This window comes from Sphingomonas sp. Mn802worker (genome assembly GCF_000382485.1).
Lineage (GTDB): Bacteria > Pseudomonadota > Alphaproteobacteria > Sphingomonadales > Sphingomonadaceae > Sphingomonas.
The window spans coordinates 15295-29496 of sequence record NZ_AORY01000014.1 but is presented as its reverse complement, the minus strand read 5'-3'; the positions used below and the strand labels follow the sequence as shown (position 1 = coordinate 29496).

Annotated in this window: 13 protein-coding genes; 5 read left to right on the top strand and 8 right to left on the bottom strand. The window is 67.3% G+C overall.

Going from position 1 to position 14202, the window contains the following annotated elements; translation table 11 throughout:
* Window positions 1-68 precede the first annotated feature (68 nt).
* Complete coding sequence (locus tag SMN802W_RS0112790) at window positions 69-1283, top strand: hypothetical protein (RefSeq protein ID WP_026326093.1); 1215 nt, start codon at window positions 69-71, stop codon at window positions 1281-1283.
* 4 nt (window positions 1284-1287) lie between these two features.
* Here the strand turns inward: SMN802W_RS0112790 and SMN802W_RS0112785 are convergent, their stop codons facing one another.
* From SMN802W_RS0112785 to SMN802W_RS0112755, 7 genes are all read right to left on the bottom strand, one after another.
* The gene (locus tag SMN802W_RS0112785) at window positions 1288-1932 is read right to left on the bottom strand and encodes a TetR family transcriptional regulator (protein ID WP_026326092.1); all 645 of its coding nucleotides are present in this window, start codon (window positions 1930-1932) and stop codon (window positions 1288-1290) included.
* Window positions 1933-2106: 174 nt separating this feature from the next.
* Complete coding sequence (gene mmsB, locus SMN802W_RS0112780) at window positions 2107-3081, bottom strand: 3-hydroxyisobutyrate dehydrogenase (RefSeq protein ID WP_274543662.1); 975 nt, start codon at window positions 3079-3081, stop codon at window positions 2107-2109.
* 6 nt (window positions 3082-3087) lie between these two features.
* On the bottom strand, window positions 3088-3864 hold the full coding sequence (locus SMN802W_RS0112775) for an enoyl-CoA hydratase (RefSeq protein ID WP_019517309.1): 777 nt from the start codon (window positions 3862-3864) through the stop codon (window positions 3088-3090).
* Between the two features lie 16 nt (window positions 3865-3880).
* Window positions 3881-4927 (bottom strand): enoyl-CoA hydratase/isomerase family protein, encoded by a 1047-nt coding sequence (locus SMN802W_RS0112770; RefSeq protein ID WP_019517308.1) that lies wholly within the window; start codon window positions 4925-4927, stop codon window positions 3881-3883.
* On the bottom strand, window positions 4927-6081 hold the full coding sequence (locus tag SMN802W_RS0112765) for an acyl-CoA dehydrogenase family protein (RefSeq protein WP_019517307.1): 1155 nt from the start codon (window positions 6079-6081) through the stop codon (window positions 4927-4929). The genes SMN802W_RS0112770 and SMN802W_RS0112765 overlap by 1 nt, the downstream gene beginning before the upstream one ends.
* Before the next feature lie 28 nt (window positions 6082-6109).
* The gene (locus tag SMN802W_RS0112760; protein ID WP_019517306.1) at window positions 6110-6619 is read right to left on the bottom strand and encodes a hypothetical protein; all 510 of its coding nucleotides are present in this window, start codon (window positions 6617-6619) and stop codon (window positions 6110-6112) included.
* 33 nt (window positions 6620-6652) lie between these two features.
* Window positions 6653-8200, bottom strand: coding sequence for a CoA-acylating methylmalonate-semialdehyde dehydrogenase (locus SMN802W_RS0112755; protein ID WP_019517305.1), 1548 nt, complete (start codon window positions 8198-8200; stop codon window positions 6653-6655).
* A 96-nt stretch (window positions 8201-8296) separates the two neighbouring features.
* Between SMN802W_RS0112755 and SMN802W_RS0112750 the strand changes: the two genes are divergently transcribed.
* Window positions 8297-9196, top strand: a complete 900-nt coding sequence (locus tag SMN802W_RS0112750) for a LysR substrate-binding domain-containing protein (RefSeq protein WP_019517304.1) — start codon at window positions 8297-8299, stop codon at window positions 9194-9196.
* A gap of 83 nt (window positions 9197-9279) precedes the next feature.
* Window positions 9280-11085, top strand: a complete 1806-nt coding sequence (locus SMN802W_RS0112745) for a DUF885 domain-containing protein (RefSeq protein ID WP_019517303.1) — start codon at window positions 9280-9282, stop codon at window positions 11083-11085.
* 187 nt (window positions 11086-11272) lie between these two features.
* On the opposite strand, the gene SMN802W_RS0112740 is transcribed toward SMN802W_RS0112745, so the two are convergent.
* Entirely contained in the window at window positions 11273-12286 is a 1014-nt protein-coding gene (locus SMN802W_RS0112740) for a fumarylacetoacetate hydrolase family protein (protein WP_026326088.1), read from the bottom strand.
* A gap of 149 nt (window positions 12287-12435) precedes the next feature.
* Between SMN802W_RS0112740 and SMN802W_RS0112735 the strand changes: the two genes are divergently transcribed.
* Both SMN802W_RS0112735 and SMN802W_RS0112725 read left to right on the top strand, forming a co-directional pair.
* On the top strand, window positions 12436-13590 hold the full coding sequence (locus tag SMN802W_RS0112735) for an acyl-CoA dehydrogenase family protein (protein ID WP_019517301.1): 1155 nt from the start codon (window positions 12436-12438) through the stop codon (window positions 13588-13590).
* Between the two features lie 120 nt (window positions 13591-13710).
* Window positions 13711-14193 (top strand): DUF3429 domain-containing protein, encoded by a 483-nt coding sequence (locus SMN802W_RS0112725; RefSeq protein WP_156818889.1) that lies wholly within the window; start codon window positions 13711-13713, stop codon window positions 14191-14193.
* The last annotated feature ends 9 nt before the right edge of the window (window positions 14194-14202 follow it).

The following is a 14202-nucleotide window of genomic DNA, read 5'->3' as shown; positions in this document are numbered from 1 at the left end:
TGCCAAATGGCGCGGGGTTGCGCGCGCCCCCGCGCCTGTCGCATGGCCGCCTCCGCAAAGGGGTGATCATGCAGCGTTATCTTTTCTCCGCGCTTGCCGCGTCGCTGGCGGCTGCGGGCAGTGTCACCGCGCAGACGGTAACGCTCGATCCGCTCGCCGAGGCACGGCTGCGCTACGAGGGCGTGGAGCAGGACGGCCTGCCGCGCCGCTCCGACGCGGTGACCCTGCGCGTCCGAACCGGCGTCGAGGCAGATTACGACCGCCTCTCCGCGCTGATCGAGGGCGAAGGCACGCTCGCGATCGGGACGCGCTATTTCGATGGGCTGGAGGGCGACACCGGGCGGCCGACGATCGCCGATCCGCAGAACATCGAGCTGAACCGCGCTTCTTTGTCCTACGCCGTACCCGACCGCGCGACCTTCACCGCCGGACGGCAGTATCTGGCGCTGCTCGACCAGCGCTTCGTCGGTGCGGCGAAGTTCCGGCAGAATGCGCAGACCTTCGATGCGGTACGTGCGCAAGCGACGCTCGCGCCCAAACTGACGGTGGACATCAGCTACGTATGGAACGTGCGCCCGATCAACGGCATCGACGGGCGCGGCGCGCGCCCGCGCTCGATCGGCGGCAACAGCGTGTTTGCGCTCCTCGGCTACGCATCGCCGATCGGCACGCTGACCGGCTTCGCCTACCTGATCGATGCGGATGAGGCCGCGTACCAGGGCTATCGCCTCTCCAGCCAGACCTATGGTGCGCGGCTGGCAGGGAAGCGCGCGCTCGGCGGCGGCTACGCAGTCGATTACGCGCTCAGTTACGCGCGGCAGAGCGACTATGCGCGCAACCCGAACGACTATGCCGCCGACTATTGGCTCGCCGAGGCCAAGCTGTCGCGACACGCGATCGTCGCGACGTTCGGTTACGAGGTGCTCGGTGCAAGCGACGGTCGCGCGCTCACCAGCGTTCAGACACCATACGGTGCTGTATTCGGGTTTCAGGGCTGGGCCGACAAGTTCACGACCACGCCAGCGGACGGCGTGCGCGACGTCTACGCCGGACTCGGCGCGCGCTGGCCGACGCTCGGTCGGGCACGCAACGTCGAGCTGTCCGCCTTCGCGCACCATTACAACAGCGATCGTCTCGTGCGCAGCTACGGCGACGAGGTCAACCTGCTTGCCAGCGCTAGTGTGGGCGGCGTCACGTGGTCGGCGCGCTACGCCGATTACCTCGCCGATCGCTTCGGCACCGACACGCAGAAATTCTGGCTGACCGCGGAATGGGCGCTGTGACGCCTCACGCGCTGCCGCACGCGCGCAGCAGCACCCCGCCCAGCACCGTGTCCGCGACCTGATCGGCGTAGCGGCGGCTCAGTTCCTCGTCGATCGCGTCCACGCCGAACGACCAGCTGAGCGAGTGGCGCGCGCTGAACAGATGTTCGCACGCGCCGAACAACGTAAAGTAGAACAGCATCGGATCGACGCGGCGGAACGTTCCCTCCGCCACGCCCTGCGCCAGGATCGCGGCGTGCGCGGCGGCGATCGGCGTCGTGAATCGCTGCGCGATGAAGCGCGCGCTGTCCGACTCGCTTTCGGCCGTCATCACTTCCACCAGCCGACTGATGTACGGGTGCCGCCAGTAAACGCGGATCACGCCGTGCACGTGCAGCCGCAGCTTCTCGGCCGCACTGCGGTCGGACGCGATCAGCGCGTCGAGATGCGGAAACACGCCGCCCGCATCACGCTCCAGCAGCGCGCGGAACAGCCCCGGCTTGCCGCCGAAACGGTAGTGGATCAGCGCGGAGTTGAGCCCGGATCGCTCCGCGATATCGGCAAAGGTGATGTGGACCGAATTACGCTCGGTCATTAGCGCGCTGGCGGCGTCGAGCAGTTGGTCGGCCGAATTGCGCCGCCGCGCCACTCGCGCACCAGACGCGGGCACGCCGGATGCAGGTACAGGCGATCGTTCACGCGACGGGTTGCTTCCCGCCCCCCGATGAATGGGCATCGCTATACTCGCCCTTGTCGTCGGTGCCGTTGCGGCATCCTCTCCGCGCACGACGATAGCGCGTTCCGTGCGCGGCGCAACGAGGATTATGCCCGATCCGGGCTCGCCTTAGGCGCCGGCCGAACCGGAGCCGAACGTCCTGAAAATACCGGAGAAGTCGGTCGCACCCTCACCCGCTTCGGCAAATGCCTCGTACAGCTCCTTCGCGCGCGTTCCCATCGGCACGTCCGCGCCCGCGTCCGCCGCCGCCGCCATCGCGAGCCGCAAATCCTTGAGCATCAGCGCGGTCGCGAACCCGCCCTGATAGCCGCGGTCGGCCGGGCTCTCGGGTCCGACCCCCGGCACCGGGCAATAGGAGGTCATCGACCAGCTCTGCGCGGTCGACACGCTGCCGACATCGTAGAACGCCTGCGGGTCGAGCCCGAGCTTCTCGGCAAGCGCGAATGCCTCGCACGTCGCGATCATGGTGGAGGCAAGGACGAGGTTGTTGCACATCTTCACCGCCTGCCCCGCGCCGCTCGCGCCGACGTGGAACACCGACTTCGCCATCGCGTCGAGGAACGGCTTGGCCTGCTCGACCGCCTCGTTGCTGCCGCCGACCATGAAGGTCAGCGTCCCCGCATTTGCCGCCGCGATGCCGCCCGACACCGGCGCGTCGACCGCGAGCAGCCCGCGCGCGGTCGACGCTTCCGCCACACGCCGCGCGGTCGCGACGTCGATCGTCGAGGAGTCGATCAGCACCGCCGACGGGGATGCCGCATCGAACACGCTCTCACGGTAGACCTGCTCGACGTGGGTGCCGGCGGGCAGCATGGTGATGATCGCCTCCGCACCCTCCGCCGCTTCGCGCGCGGAGCCGACCGGCAGGCACCCGGCCGCCTTCGCCTTGTCGAGCGCGTCGGCCGACAGGTCGAACGCGTGCACGTCGTGCCCCGCCTTCGCCAGGTTCGCGGCCATTCCGCCGCCCATGTTGCCCAGTCCGATAAAACCGACGCGTGCCATTATCCCGTCCTCTCCAGATTTATTCGCCGCAACCCGCTCCCCATTCCGAAGCCGGCCGAGGACCTCACTGCGGCAACCGATCCCGCGTCACTTGCCCGACCAGTTGCCCGCGCGCTTCTCGACGAAGGCGCTCATGCCTTCCTTCTGGTCGGCGGTGCCGAACAGGCCGTGGAACAGCCGCCGCTCGAACTGAACACCCTGCGCGAGGCCGGTTTCGAACGCGGCGTTGACCATCTCCTTGTTGGCGATGACGGCGAGCGGCGCCATGCCCGCGATCGTCGCCGCGGTTTTCACCGCTTCCTCGACCAGCTCGGCGGCAGGGACGATGCGGCTGACGAGACCGGCACGCTCGGCCTCGGCGGCGTCTATCATGCGCCCGGTCAGGCACATCTCCATCGCCTTCGCCTTGCCGACCGCGCGGGTCAGCCGCTGCGACCCGCCCATGCCGGGCGACACCGCCAGCTTGATCTCGGGCTGCCCGAACTTGGCCGTGTCCGCCGCCAGGATGAAGTCGCACATCATGGCGAGCTCGCACCCGCCGCCTAAAGCATAGCCGGCGACCGCCGCGATGATGGGTTTGCGCGTCTGCGTCAGCCGCTCATATCCGCCGAAGAAATTGCCGCCGTACATGTCGGCGAAGCCTTGTGCCTGCATCTCCTTGATGTCGGCGCCGGCGGCGAACGCCTTCTCGCTGCCGGTCAGCACTGCGCAGCCCTGCGACGCGTCGGCGTCGAACGCAGCGAAGGCGGCGAGCAGGTCGGCGAGCACCTGGCTGTTGAGCGCGTTCAGCGCCTGCGGACGGTTGAGCGTGACGAGCGTCACACGCCCGCGCTGCTCGACCAGGATGGTTTCGTACTCGGCCATTCGTAGCTCCTTCGGATCAGTCGTGCGGCGTCCACGCCTCGGCTTGCGGAAGTGGCGCGAAGATCTGGTCGATCACGTGATCGCTGACCCCTTCCGGCGTCGCGGGGTTCCAGCGGGGCGCATTGTCCTTGTCGACGATCACCGCGCGCACGCCCTCCAGGAAGTCGTGCCGCTGCACCACGCGGCTGCCGACCGCATATTCCTGCCGCATCTCGTCGGCGAAGGTCGCCATTCCCGCGCCATCCTTGAGCAGCTTCAAGGACACCTTCATCGTCTGCGGCGACTTGGTGCGGAGCGTCGCGAGCGTCGCTTGCGCGAACTCGGACGTGTCCGCCTCCAGTGCGGCGAACACCTCCTCCAGCCGATCGGACGCGAACAGTTGGTCGATTGCGTCACGCTGTGCGAGAATGCGAGCATCGGGCGCGTCGATCGCAAGACCATCGAGCACCGCCTGCGACCCCTCCGCGATCCGCGCTTTCGCCTCGTCCAGCGCGCTCGCGGGCAGGTAATGCGTTGCGAGGCCGAGCGCATGGCATTCCGCACCATCGAGCCGGTGCCCGGTCAGCGCCAAATATTGCCCGATCCGACCCGGCAACCGCGACAGATACCAGCCGCCGCCGACGTCGGGGAACAGCCCGATCCCCGTCTCGGGCATCGCCAGGCGCGTGTTCTCGGTCGCGACGCGGAAACGGCACGGCTGCGAGATGCCGACGCCGCCGCCCATCGTGATCCCGTCCATGAACGCGACCGTGTCCTTGGCATAGGTGAACAGCCGGTGGTTCATGCGATATTCGGTAAAGAAGAACTGCCGCGCCAGGGCGCCGTCTTTCGCGCCGCTCTCGGCCAACATGCGGATGTCGCCGCCCGCGCAGAACCCTCTGCCCTCGGCGTGGTCGATCGTCACGACGCGCACGTCCGCGTCCGCCCGCCACGCTTCCAGCGCGGCGAGCACGCCGTTGCACATCGCGGTGTTGAGCGCGTGGATCGCCCTGGGCCGGTTCAGCCGAATGCGCCCGACCGCATCCGCGGTTTCGACGATCAGGTCATCGGTCGCGTGATCCATCACTGGCGCACCAGGTCGCGGCCGACGATCATCCGCATCACCTGATTGGTCCCTTCGAGAATCGAGTGGACGCGCAGGTCGCGCCAGAACCGCTCGATCGGGTAATCGCGCAAATAGCCGTAGCCGCCGTGCAGCTGCAGCGCGCGGTCGACGATCGAGGAGCCGTTGTCGGTCGCAAGCCGCTTCGCCATTGCGGAGAAGCGCGACTTGTCGGGCGCGTTCGCGGTCACCTTCGCGGCGGCGAGGTACAGAAGCGCGCGCGACGCCTCCAGATCGGTCGCCATGTCGGCGAGCGTGAACTGCGTGTTCTGGAACTCGGCCACCGGCTGCCCGAACTGCTGCCGCTCCTTGGTGTAGCGGATCGACTCGTCGAGGCAGCGCTGCGCACCGCCCAGCGAACACGCGCCGATGTTGAGCCGTCCGCCGTCCAATCCCGCCATCGCGATCTTGAACCCCTCGCCCTCGCCGCCGACCAGATTGGCGGCGGGGACCCGGCAATCCTCGAAGATCACCTGCGCGGTCGGGCTGGCGTTCCAGCCGAGCTTCTTCTCGGGGGCGCCGAACGACAGGCCGGGCGTGTCCTTCTCCACCACGATCGCGCTGATGCCGCGGCTTTTCTCCTCGCCCGTGCGCACCATACAGACGTAGACGTCGTTATAGCCCGCACCCGAGATGAACTGCTTGGTACCGTTCAGCACATAATGGTCGCCGTCGCGGCGCGCGGTCGCCTTCAGCGCCGCCGCGTCCGAGCCCGAACCCGGCTCGGTCAGGCAGTAACTGGCGATCTTCTCCATCGTGACGAGCCCTGGCAGGTAGCGCGCCTTCAGATCGTCGGAACCGAAGCGGTCGATCATCCACGCCGCCATGTTGTGGATCGAGATAAACGCCGACGTGGCGGGACAGCCGTAGGCCATCGCCTCCATCACCAGCGCCGCTTCCAGTCGCCCGAGCGCGATGCCGCCCGACGCCTCGCTGACGTAGATCGCACCGAAGCCGAGCTCGCCCGCCGCCTTCCATACGTCGACCGGATAATGCGACTTTTCGTCCCACTCGGCCGCGAACGGCGTGATGCGGTCGGCGGTGAAGCGGCGCGCGAGTTCCTGTATCTCGCGCTGGTCTTCGGTCAGGTCGAACTGGTTGGTGTCGCTCATCATCGTTCAATCATGCTTGAGTTGGCGCCGTTTAGCACCGCTGGTACCGCGCCGTCTGCCCTGGTCGGCCTGCGTCGCCCTGCTCGACCATTAGGAGGCGCGTGCCACCCTGTTCGAGCGTCAGGCGCGTCGGGTGCGTCCAGCGCGTGTCGTCGTGCTTGAAGGACAGCGTCGCATCGACCTCGTTTGCCGACAATTCGCCAAGCGCATCGACTCGCGCGCGCTGGCGGAAGAAGCGCAACTGGTCGGCCTCGATCGCCAGCCGCCCTTGCGCGTCGACATTGGCGAGCGCGCAGTCGCCCGGCGTCCTGCCCCAATAGCCCTGAAACGCCACCGGCAGCTTGCGCGCACCCGCAGAAGTCGGCGTCGTCGTCGCGACCGGCAGCCCGCTACGCGCCGCGGTGCGCGCACCCTGCGCGGCGGCGGCGCGGTCGATCTGCGCCTGCGCGCGCGCCTGCGCCGGATCGACGTGGACCGTGTTGTAATCCGCGTCCGACGACGGCGAGCAGGCGCCGAGCAGCGCCGCTCCGATCGTCGTCATCCAGCCAGCTTGCCGCATCGCGCCCCTCCGTCGTTATCCCATGGTCGGGATGACGAACGCGTCCTGGATACGGCTGGGTCCACCGTCCTCACTTCCGCGAGGCAACTCGCCGCCTGACATGCCGAACCCATCAGGCCAGCGCTGCGTCACCGTCTTGACCTTGGTCCAGAACTTGACGCCCTCCATGCCGTGCTGGTTGGTGTCGCCGAATGCCGAGCGCTTCCACCCGCCGAAGGTGTGGTAGGCGACCGGCACCGGGATCGGCACGTTGATGCCGACCATGCCGACATTGACGCGCGCGGCGAACTCGCGTGCGGCATGGCCATTGCGCGTGAAGATCGCGACGCCGTTGCCGTACTGATGCTCGCTGGGCAGCCGCACCGCATCCTCGAACGTCTTGGCGCGGACGATCTGGAGCACGGGGCCAAAGATCTCCTCCTTGTACGCGCTCATGTCCGTCGTCACGCGGTCGAACAGCGTCGGGCCGACGAAGAAGCCGTCCTCATGTCCCTGCAACGTGAAGCCACGGCCGTCGACGACCAGCTCCGCGCCCTCGTCGACACCGGTCTGGATCCAGTTCTCGACGCGCTGCTTGTGCGCGGCGTTCACCACCGGGCCGTAATGCGCCTCCGCATCGGTCGACACGCCGACGCGCAACGCCTCAATCGCCGGGATCAGCTTCTCGCGCAGGCGATCGGCGGTCTGATCGCCGACCGGCACCACGACCGGCAGCGCCATGCAACGCTCCCCCGCCGAGCCGAACGCCGCGCCGGACAGATCGGCGACGACCTGGTCCAAATCAGCGTCGGGCATGACGATGCCGTGGTTCTTCGCGCCGCCCATCGCCTGCACGCGCTTCCCGGCCTCGACGCCGCGGCGATAAACGTAGTGCGCGATGTCGGACGATCCGACGAAGCTGACCGCGCTGATCGCCGGATGATCGAGGATCGCGTCGACCATCTCCTTGTCGCCGTGGACGACCTGCAGGATGCCCTCGGGCAGCCCTGCCTCGCGGAACAGTTCGGCCAGCCGCACCGGCACCGACGGATCGCGTTCGCTGGGTTTCAGGATAAACGCGTTGCCGGTCGCGATCGCGACGCCCGACATCCACAGCGGGATCATCGCCGGAAAGTTGAACGGCGTGATGCCGGCGCCGATACCCAGCGGCTGGCGCATCGAATAAACGTCGATGCCCGGCCCTGCGCCCTGCGTATACTCGCCCTTGAGCACATGCGGGATGCCGCAGCAGAATTCGATCACCTCCAGCCCGCGCTGGATGTCGCCCTTGGCGTCGGCGATCACCTTGCCGTGCTCGGACGATAGCGTGTGCGCCAGCTCGTCCATGTTGGCCTCGACCAGTTCCTTGAAGCGGAACATGACGCGCGCGCGGCGTTGCGGGTTGGTCGCGGCCCAAGCGGGCTGCGCGGCCTGCGCCGCCGCGATCGCACGGTCGAGGTCCGCTTGCGTGCCCAGCGTGACGTTCGCCTGCACACGGCCGGTGTTGGGATCGTACACGTCGCCCCTACGCCCGGCGCCCGCGCCACCCGAATGGCCGACGATGTGATGGTCGATGAACCGCATTGCCGCTCTCCTAAATCCTGGGTGCTAAAACCTTTACTGGCGTCTGCGCCTCATGCGCGTTGCAGGCAACGGGCAAATCTGCAACGTCCACCTGCAATGATGCAGCCGGTACCCTGGGGCGACTTGCAAGACTTCCTCGCCGTAGCGCGCGCCGGGCAGATCGCGCGTGCCGCAGCGCAGATCGGCGTCGACGCGACTACGATCGGGCGACGCCTGCGCCGGCTTGAGGCGCGACTGGGTGCGACCTTGTTCGAGCAAACGCGCGAGGGTCAGGTGCTGACCGAAGCGGGCGAGCGACTGCTGGCGCAGGTCGAGGCGATGCAGCGCGCGTCGGAGCGCATCGGCGAGACCGGTGAAGGCGACCGCGATACGCTGTCGGGCCTGTTGCGCGTCAGCGTGTCCGAAGGGTTCGGCACCTGGCTGATCGCCGAGCACCTGCACGATTTCGCACGCCGCCACCCTGCGCTCACGATCGACCTGGTGGCAAGCTCGGGCTTCCTGTCGCCATCGAAGCGCGAGGCGGATGCCGCGGTGCTGCTCGAACGGCCGAGCGCAGGACCCGTCGTCGCGAGCAAGCTCGCCGACTATACGCTCCGGCTCTACGCCAGCCGCGATTACCTCGATCGCCACGGCACGCCGACGCGCGCGACGATCGCCGCCGATCACCGCCTCATCGGCTACATCCCCGACCTGCTTTACTCGCCCGAACTGCGCTACCTGCGCGAGATCGATCCCGCTCTGTCGCCAAGCTTGCGCAGTTCGAGCATCAACGCGCAGGCACGGCTGATCGCGAGCGGCGCCGGCATGGGCGTGCTGCCGCACTTCATCGCCGGCGGTAATCCCGCGCTCGTCCGCGTGATGCCCGAGGTCGAGATCGCGCGCGCCTTCTGGCTCGTCACCCATCGCGACACGCGCCAGCTGCGCCGCGTGCGCGCCTTCCGCGCGTGGCTGGTCGAACTGGTCACGCGCCACCGCGCGCAACTGACCGGCATGTGAGGGGATGAGGGTTCCACAATCGCTTGTCGGCGCCCGCGCCGCCCCATAGACACGGCGGATCGTCTCAGGGGTTACCACCGATCATGCGCTTCGCCATCACCGCCGCCCTGCTGCTCGCCTGCTCGGGCGCTGCCTTCGCCCAGGCGCTGCCGCCCCCCGCCCCGGTTGCCGGCGACAGCGCAGAGGACACGAAGCTGAAGCGACTGTTCTACGACAGCGACGAAGCCAGCCTGAAGCGCAATCCGATCAACGCGATCTTCCGCGGCGACCTGCGCTACGCCGACCGGCTCGGCGATCCCCTGTCCGACGCCTCGATCGCCGCCGAGCGTGCCGCCAACGAGCGCGACCTTGCTGCCCTGAAGCAGATCGACCGCGCGAAGCTGACCCACGTCGACCAGATCGCCTATGACGTGTTCAAGTACCAGACCGAGGTCGCACTGCGCGGGCTTCAGCCCGACATCGTCGCGCTGACGGTTGTCCGCCCGCTTGACCATTTCTACGGCTTTCAGGCCTTCTACCCCGACTTCGCCTCAGGCCAGGGTGCGGCGCCGTTCAAGACGGTGGCGGATTACGACAACAACCTGAAGCGCAACGCGCAATATGCGCACCTGATGGACGAAGCGATCGTTCGTTTCCGTCAGGGCATGAAGGCTGGCATCGTCCAGCCCAAGCTGGTCGTGCGCAACATGGTCGAACAGTTCGACAATCTGCTCAAGCAAGGCATCGAAGGCTCGACCTTCTACGGCCCCGTGAAGACCTTCCCCGCCGGCATCTCCGCCGCCGACCAGACCCGCCTGCGCGCCGCCTATGCCGCGCAGATCCGCGACGTCATCAACCCGGCGCACAAGCGGATGCGTGATTTCCTCGAAACTGAATATCTGCCCGTCGCGCGCGAGAGCGTCGGACTGTCGGCGATGCCGGGCGGCGCGAAGCTGTACGATTACCTGATCGAGTCGAACACGACGCTGCCCCTGAAGGCCGAGGAGGTGCACCAGCTCGGCCTCAGCGAAGTCGCGCGCATCCTGAAGGCGATGGAGGTGCAAAAGGCGAAAGTCGGCTTCAAGGGCACCCTGCCCGAGTTCTTCACCTATCTGCGCACCGACAAGCGCTTCCAGCCGACCTCGGCCGAACAGCTGCGGCTGGGCTATGAGGCGATCGGCCGCCGCGTCGACGCGCGCGTGCGTGAGCAATTCTCGCTCATCCCCAAGACCAAACTCGAGATCCGCCCGGTCCCCGCCTTCCGCGAGAAGACCGACGCCGGCGGCTCGTACAATGGCGGCACCCCCGACGGATCGCGGCCGGGCGTGTTCTATTACAACACCTATGACCTCCCCTCGCGCTACATGTGGGAGATGGAGACGCTGTACCTGCACGAGGCGGTGCCGGGGCATCACTTCCAGATCAGCCTCGCGCAGGAGAACACCGCGCTGCCCGCGTTCATGCGGTTCGGCGGCAACACCGCCTATGCCGAAGGCTGGGGGCTCTATGCCGAGACATTGTGGAACGAGCTCGGCATGGAGACCGATCCGTATCAGCGCATGGGCGGGCTGAACGACGAGATGCTGCGCGCGATGCGGCTGGTGGTCGACACGGGCATCCACGCCAAGGGTTGGACGCGCGACCAGTCGATCGAATACATGCTCGCCAACTCGCCGATGGCGCGCACCGATGCGACCGCCGAGGTCGAGCGCTACATCGCCATTCCCGGACAGGCGCTGGCGTACAAACTGGGCCAGCTCACCATCTCGCGGCTCAAGGCATCGAGCAAGGCGACGCTGGGTGCGAAGTTCGACCCCCGCGCCTTCCACGCGCAGGTGCTCGATACCGGCGCGCTGCCGATGCCGGTGCTGGAGCGCAAGATCGAGACTTGGGCGAAGTCGGGGAAATGATGGTCCCTCTAGCCCTCTCCCTTCTGGGGAGTTCCTAGTCGATCATGCCCCCGGCACGATCTCAACATGCGGGGCAATGTTGACCCGGAACTGGTTGGGGTGAGGGGCTGGCTTAAGGCGGTGCGCTCCGGTGACACACCGCCCCCCTCATCTCTAACCCTCTACCCGCAGGGGATAGGAAGTAAGGTCACTCCACCGTCTGTTCGATCACCCCGAAGATCGGGTGATGCCGGTCGTCTTCCGCCCAGATGCGCACCGTGTCGCCCTTCTTGAGGAACGGCGTCGTCGCCGTGCCCGACGCGATCGTCTCGACGGTGCGCACCTCCGCTAGGCACGAATAGCCGACACCGCCCTCGGCGATCGGCTTGCCTGGACCGCCATCAGCGTCACGGTTCGACACGGTACCCGACCCGACGATCGTTCCCGCGCCAAGCTTCCGCGTCTTCGCCGCGTGCGCAACGAGCGTGCCGAAGTCGAAGGTCATGTCCTCGCCGGCTTGCGCGCGCCCGAACGGCTGGCCGTTCAGGTCGACGCACAACCGCCGGTGGAGCTTGCCGTCCTTCCACCAGTCGCCCAGCGTCTCGGGCGTCACGAACACCGGCGAGAAGGCGCTCGCGGGCTTCGATTGGAAGAAGCCGAACCCCTTGGCGAGTTCGCCCGGGATCAGGTTGCGCAAGCTCACGTCGTTGGTCAGCCCGACCAGCCGGACCGCGGCGAGTGCCTCGTCGCGGCTGGCTCCCTGCGCCACGTCGCCGGTCACGACGACGACCTCGGCCTCGAGGTCGCAGCCCCAGCTTTCGTCGGCGAGCGGGATCGCGTCGCGCGGCCCCAGGAAGCCGTCCGATCCGCCCTGATACATCAATGGATCGTGCCAGAACGTCTCTGGCATCTCCGCCCCGCGCGCCTGCCGCACAAGCGCGACGTGATTGACGTAGGCCGAACCATCCGCCCACTGGTAGGCGCGCGGCAGCGGCGAGGCGGCGTCATGCTCGTGGAAGCGCTCGCGCGGGATCGTCTGATGCTCCAAGTCGGTCGCGAGCAACTCCAGCTGCGGCGCGACGCGATCCCAGTCGTCGAGTGCCGCCTGCAACGTCGGACAGATGTGCTGCGCGTCGGCATACCAGGCGAGGTCGTTCGACACGACGACGAGCTTGCCGTCGCGACCCCGCTCGGCATTGGGCTTCAGGCTGGCCAGTTTCATGCGCATGCTCTCCTTGTCCCACGATCATAGGAGGCAAGGCGCATCCAAGTCGAGCCGCCTCGCCGCACGGCTACCTTCCATAACAAAAGTTACTTGACGGCGATCGGCCGGCTGCCGACACTCTCGAAAACATCCGTGAGAGGACGCCCATGACACTCGATACCGTCGCCGGCCGACAAGCCTACACCGAAGATCACGAGGCGTTCCGCCAGACGGTTCGCAGTTTCCTCGCCAAGGAGGGCCAACCCTTCGCCGATCAGTGGAACAAGGACCGGCTGGTGCCGAAATCGTTCTGGCGACAGGCAGGCGAGGTCGGGATGCTGTGCCCGACGGTGCCGGAAGCGTATGGCGGGCTCGGGCTCGATTTCGGCTACAACGCGATCGTCGACGAGGAGATGGCCTATGCGGGCGTCCCCGCGGGCTTCTCGCTGCAATCGGACATCGTCGCAGGCTATATCGAGCATTACGGCAGCGAGGAGCAGAAGGCGCAGTGGCTGCCCAAGATGGTGTCGGGCGACGTCGTCACCGCGATCGCGATGACCGAGCCGGGCACGGGCAGCGACCTGCAATCGATCCGCACCTCCGCGAAGAAGGACGGCAATCACTACGTCATCAACGGTTCGAAGACGTACATCACCAACGGTCAGAACACCGACCTGACGCTCGTCGTGGCGAAGACCGACCCCGACGCGCAGCCGGCGTACAAGGGCATGTCGATCATCCTGGTCGAGAGCGACCGCGAGGGCTTCAGGAAGGGCCGCAAGCTCGACAAGATCGGACAGGACGCCGCCGATACGTCAGAGTTGTTCTTCGACGACGTGCGCGTGCCGATCACCAATTGCCTGGGCGAAGAGGGCAAAGGCTTCGTCTACCTGATGAGCCAGTTGCCGCAGGAGCGCCTGTCGATCGCGGTGTCGGTACAGGCGACCGCGCAGAAGGCGTTCGACGAGACGGTCGCCTTCACCAAGGATCGCAAGGCCTTCAAGGGCACGGTGTTCGATTTCCAGAACACCAAATTCGTGCTCGCCGACCTGAAGGCCAAGCTGCAGGTCGGCTGGGCGCACCTAGACTGGTGCATCAAGCGGCATCTGGCGGGCGTGCTGACCAACGAGGAGGGTGCGGCCGCCAAGCTGTTCCATACCGAGCTAGAGTGGGAGGTCATGGACAAATGCCTCCAGCTCCACGGCGGAGCGGGTTACATGAACGAATATCCGATCGCGCGCGCGTGGCGCGCCGCGCGCGTGAGCCGCATCTACGGCGGCACCAACGAGATCATGAAGGAAGTGATCGCGCGCAAATTGTGACGCCACGCGCCGGTGTGCCATCGCATGAGGCAGTGCCGCGCATGAACGTGGGCGCGATCATCGTCGCCGCGCCGGATCGATGATCCGTCTGTCGCGTAGTCACGCGGCAGGAACGCGGTGGTGAGAGAAGCGACGATGAACGGGATGGACGATCAACGGGAAGTGGAAACAGCCGCGTTTCCGGTCGGCAGGGCCGCCTTCGCGCTCGGCTTCGCCGGGCTGCTGCCGCAGGCCGCCGCGGCGCTGCTGGCGGGGCTGGGCTATCCGGTCGGCGGCATGGTCGCGGTCGCCTACGGCGCGCTGATCCTGAGCTTCCTCGGCGGCATGTGGTGGGGACTGGCGATGTACCTGCGCCGCGGTCAGGCGGTGCTGGTGACGCTGGCGGTCGTGCCTAGCCTCGTCGCGGGCGCGCTGGTCGCGCTTGCGCTGATCCACCTGCCCGGCGGACTCGTCGCGCTCGGCAGCGCGATCCTGCTGACGCTGCCGGTCGACCGCCGGCTGGTCGCGCGCGGTGCCGCACCGGCCAATTGGATGAGCCTGCGCGTGCCGCTGTCGACCGGGCTCGGCGTGCTGACGATCATCGCCGGCGTGCTCGCGGTCTGATCCGCGTGA

What these genes read in the sequence shown, in the direction of transcription:
- SMN802W_RS0112790 (WP_026326093.1), top strand. Translation starts at nt 69, where the DNA reads ATGCAGCGTTATCTTTTCTCCGCGCTTGCCGCGTCGCTGGCGGCTGCG.
- SMN802W_RS0112775 (WP_019517309.1), bottom strand. Translation starts at nt 3,864, where the DNA reads ATGGCCGAGTACGAAACCATCCTGGTCGAGCAGCGCGGGCGTGTGACG.
- SMN802W_RS0112770 (WP_019517308.1), bottom strand. Translation starts at nt 4,927, where the DNA reads ATGGATCACGCGACCGATGACCTGATCGTCGAAACCGCGGATGCGGTC.
- SMN802W_RS0112765 (WP_019517307.1), bottom strand. Translation starts at nt 6,081, where the DNA reads ATGATGAGCGACACCAACCAGTTCGACCTGACCGAAGACCAGCGCGAG.
- SMN802W_RS0112760 (WP_019517306.1), bottom strand. Translation starts at nt 6,619, where the DNA reads ATGACGACGATCGGAGCGGCGCTGCTCGGCGCCTGCTCGCCGTCGTCG.
- SMN802W_RS0112755 (WP_019517305.1), bottom strand. Translation starts at nt 8,200, where the DNA reads ATGCGGTTCATCGACCATCACATCGTCGGCCATTCGGGTGGCGCGGGC.
- SMN802W_RS0112750 (WP_019517304.1), top strand. Translation starts at nt 8,297, where the DNA reads ATGATGCAGCCGGTACCCTGGGGCGACTTGCAAGACTTCCTCGCCGTA.
- SMN802W_RS0112745 (WP_019517303.1), top strand. Translation starts at nt 9,280, where the DNA reads ATGCGCTTCGCCATCACCGCCGCCCTGCTGCTCGCCTGCTCGGGCGCT.
- SMN802W_RS0112740 (WP_026326088.1), bottom strand. Translation starts at nt 12,286, where the DNA reads ATGAAACTGGCCAGCCTGAAGCCCAATGCCGAGCGGGGTCGCGACGGC.
- SMN802W_RS0112735 (WP_019517301.1), top strand. Translation starts at nt 12,436, where the DNA reads ATGACACTCGATACCGTCGCCGGCCGACAAGCCTACACCGAAGATCAC.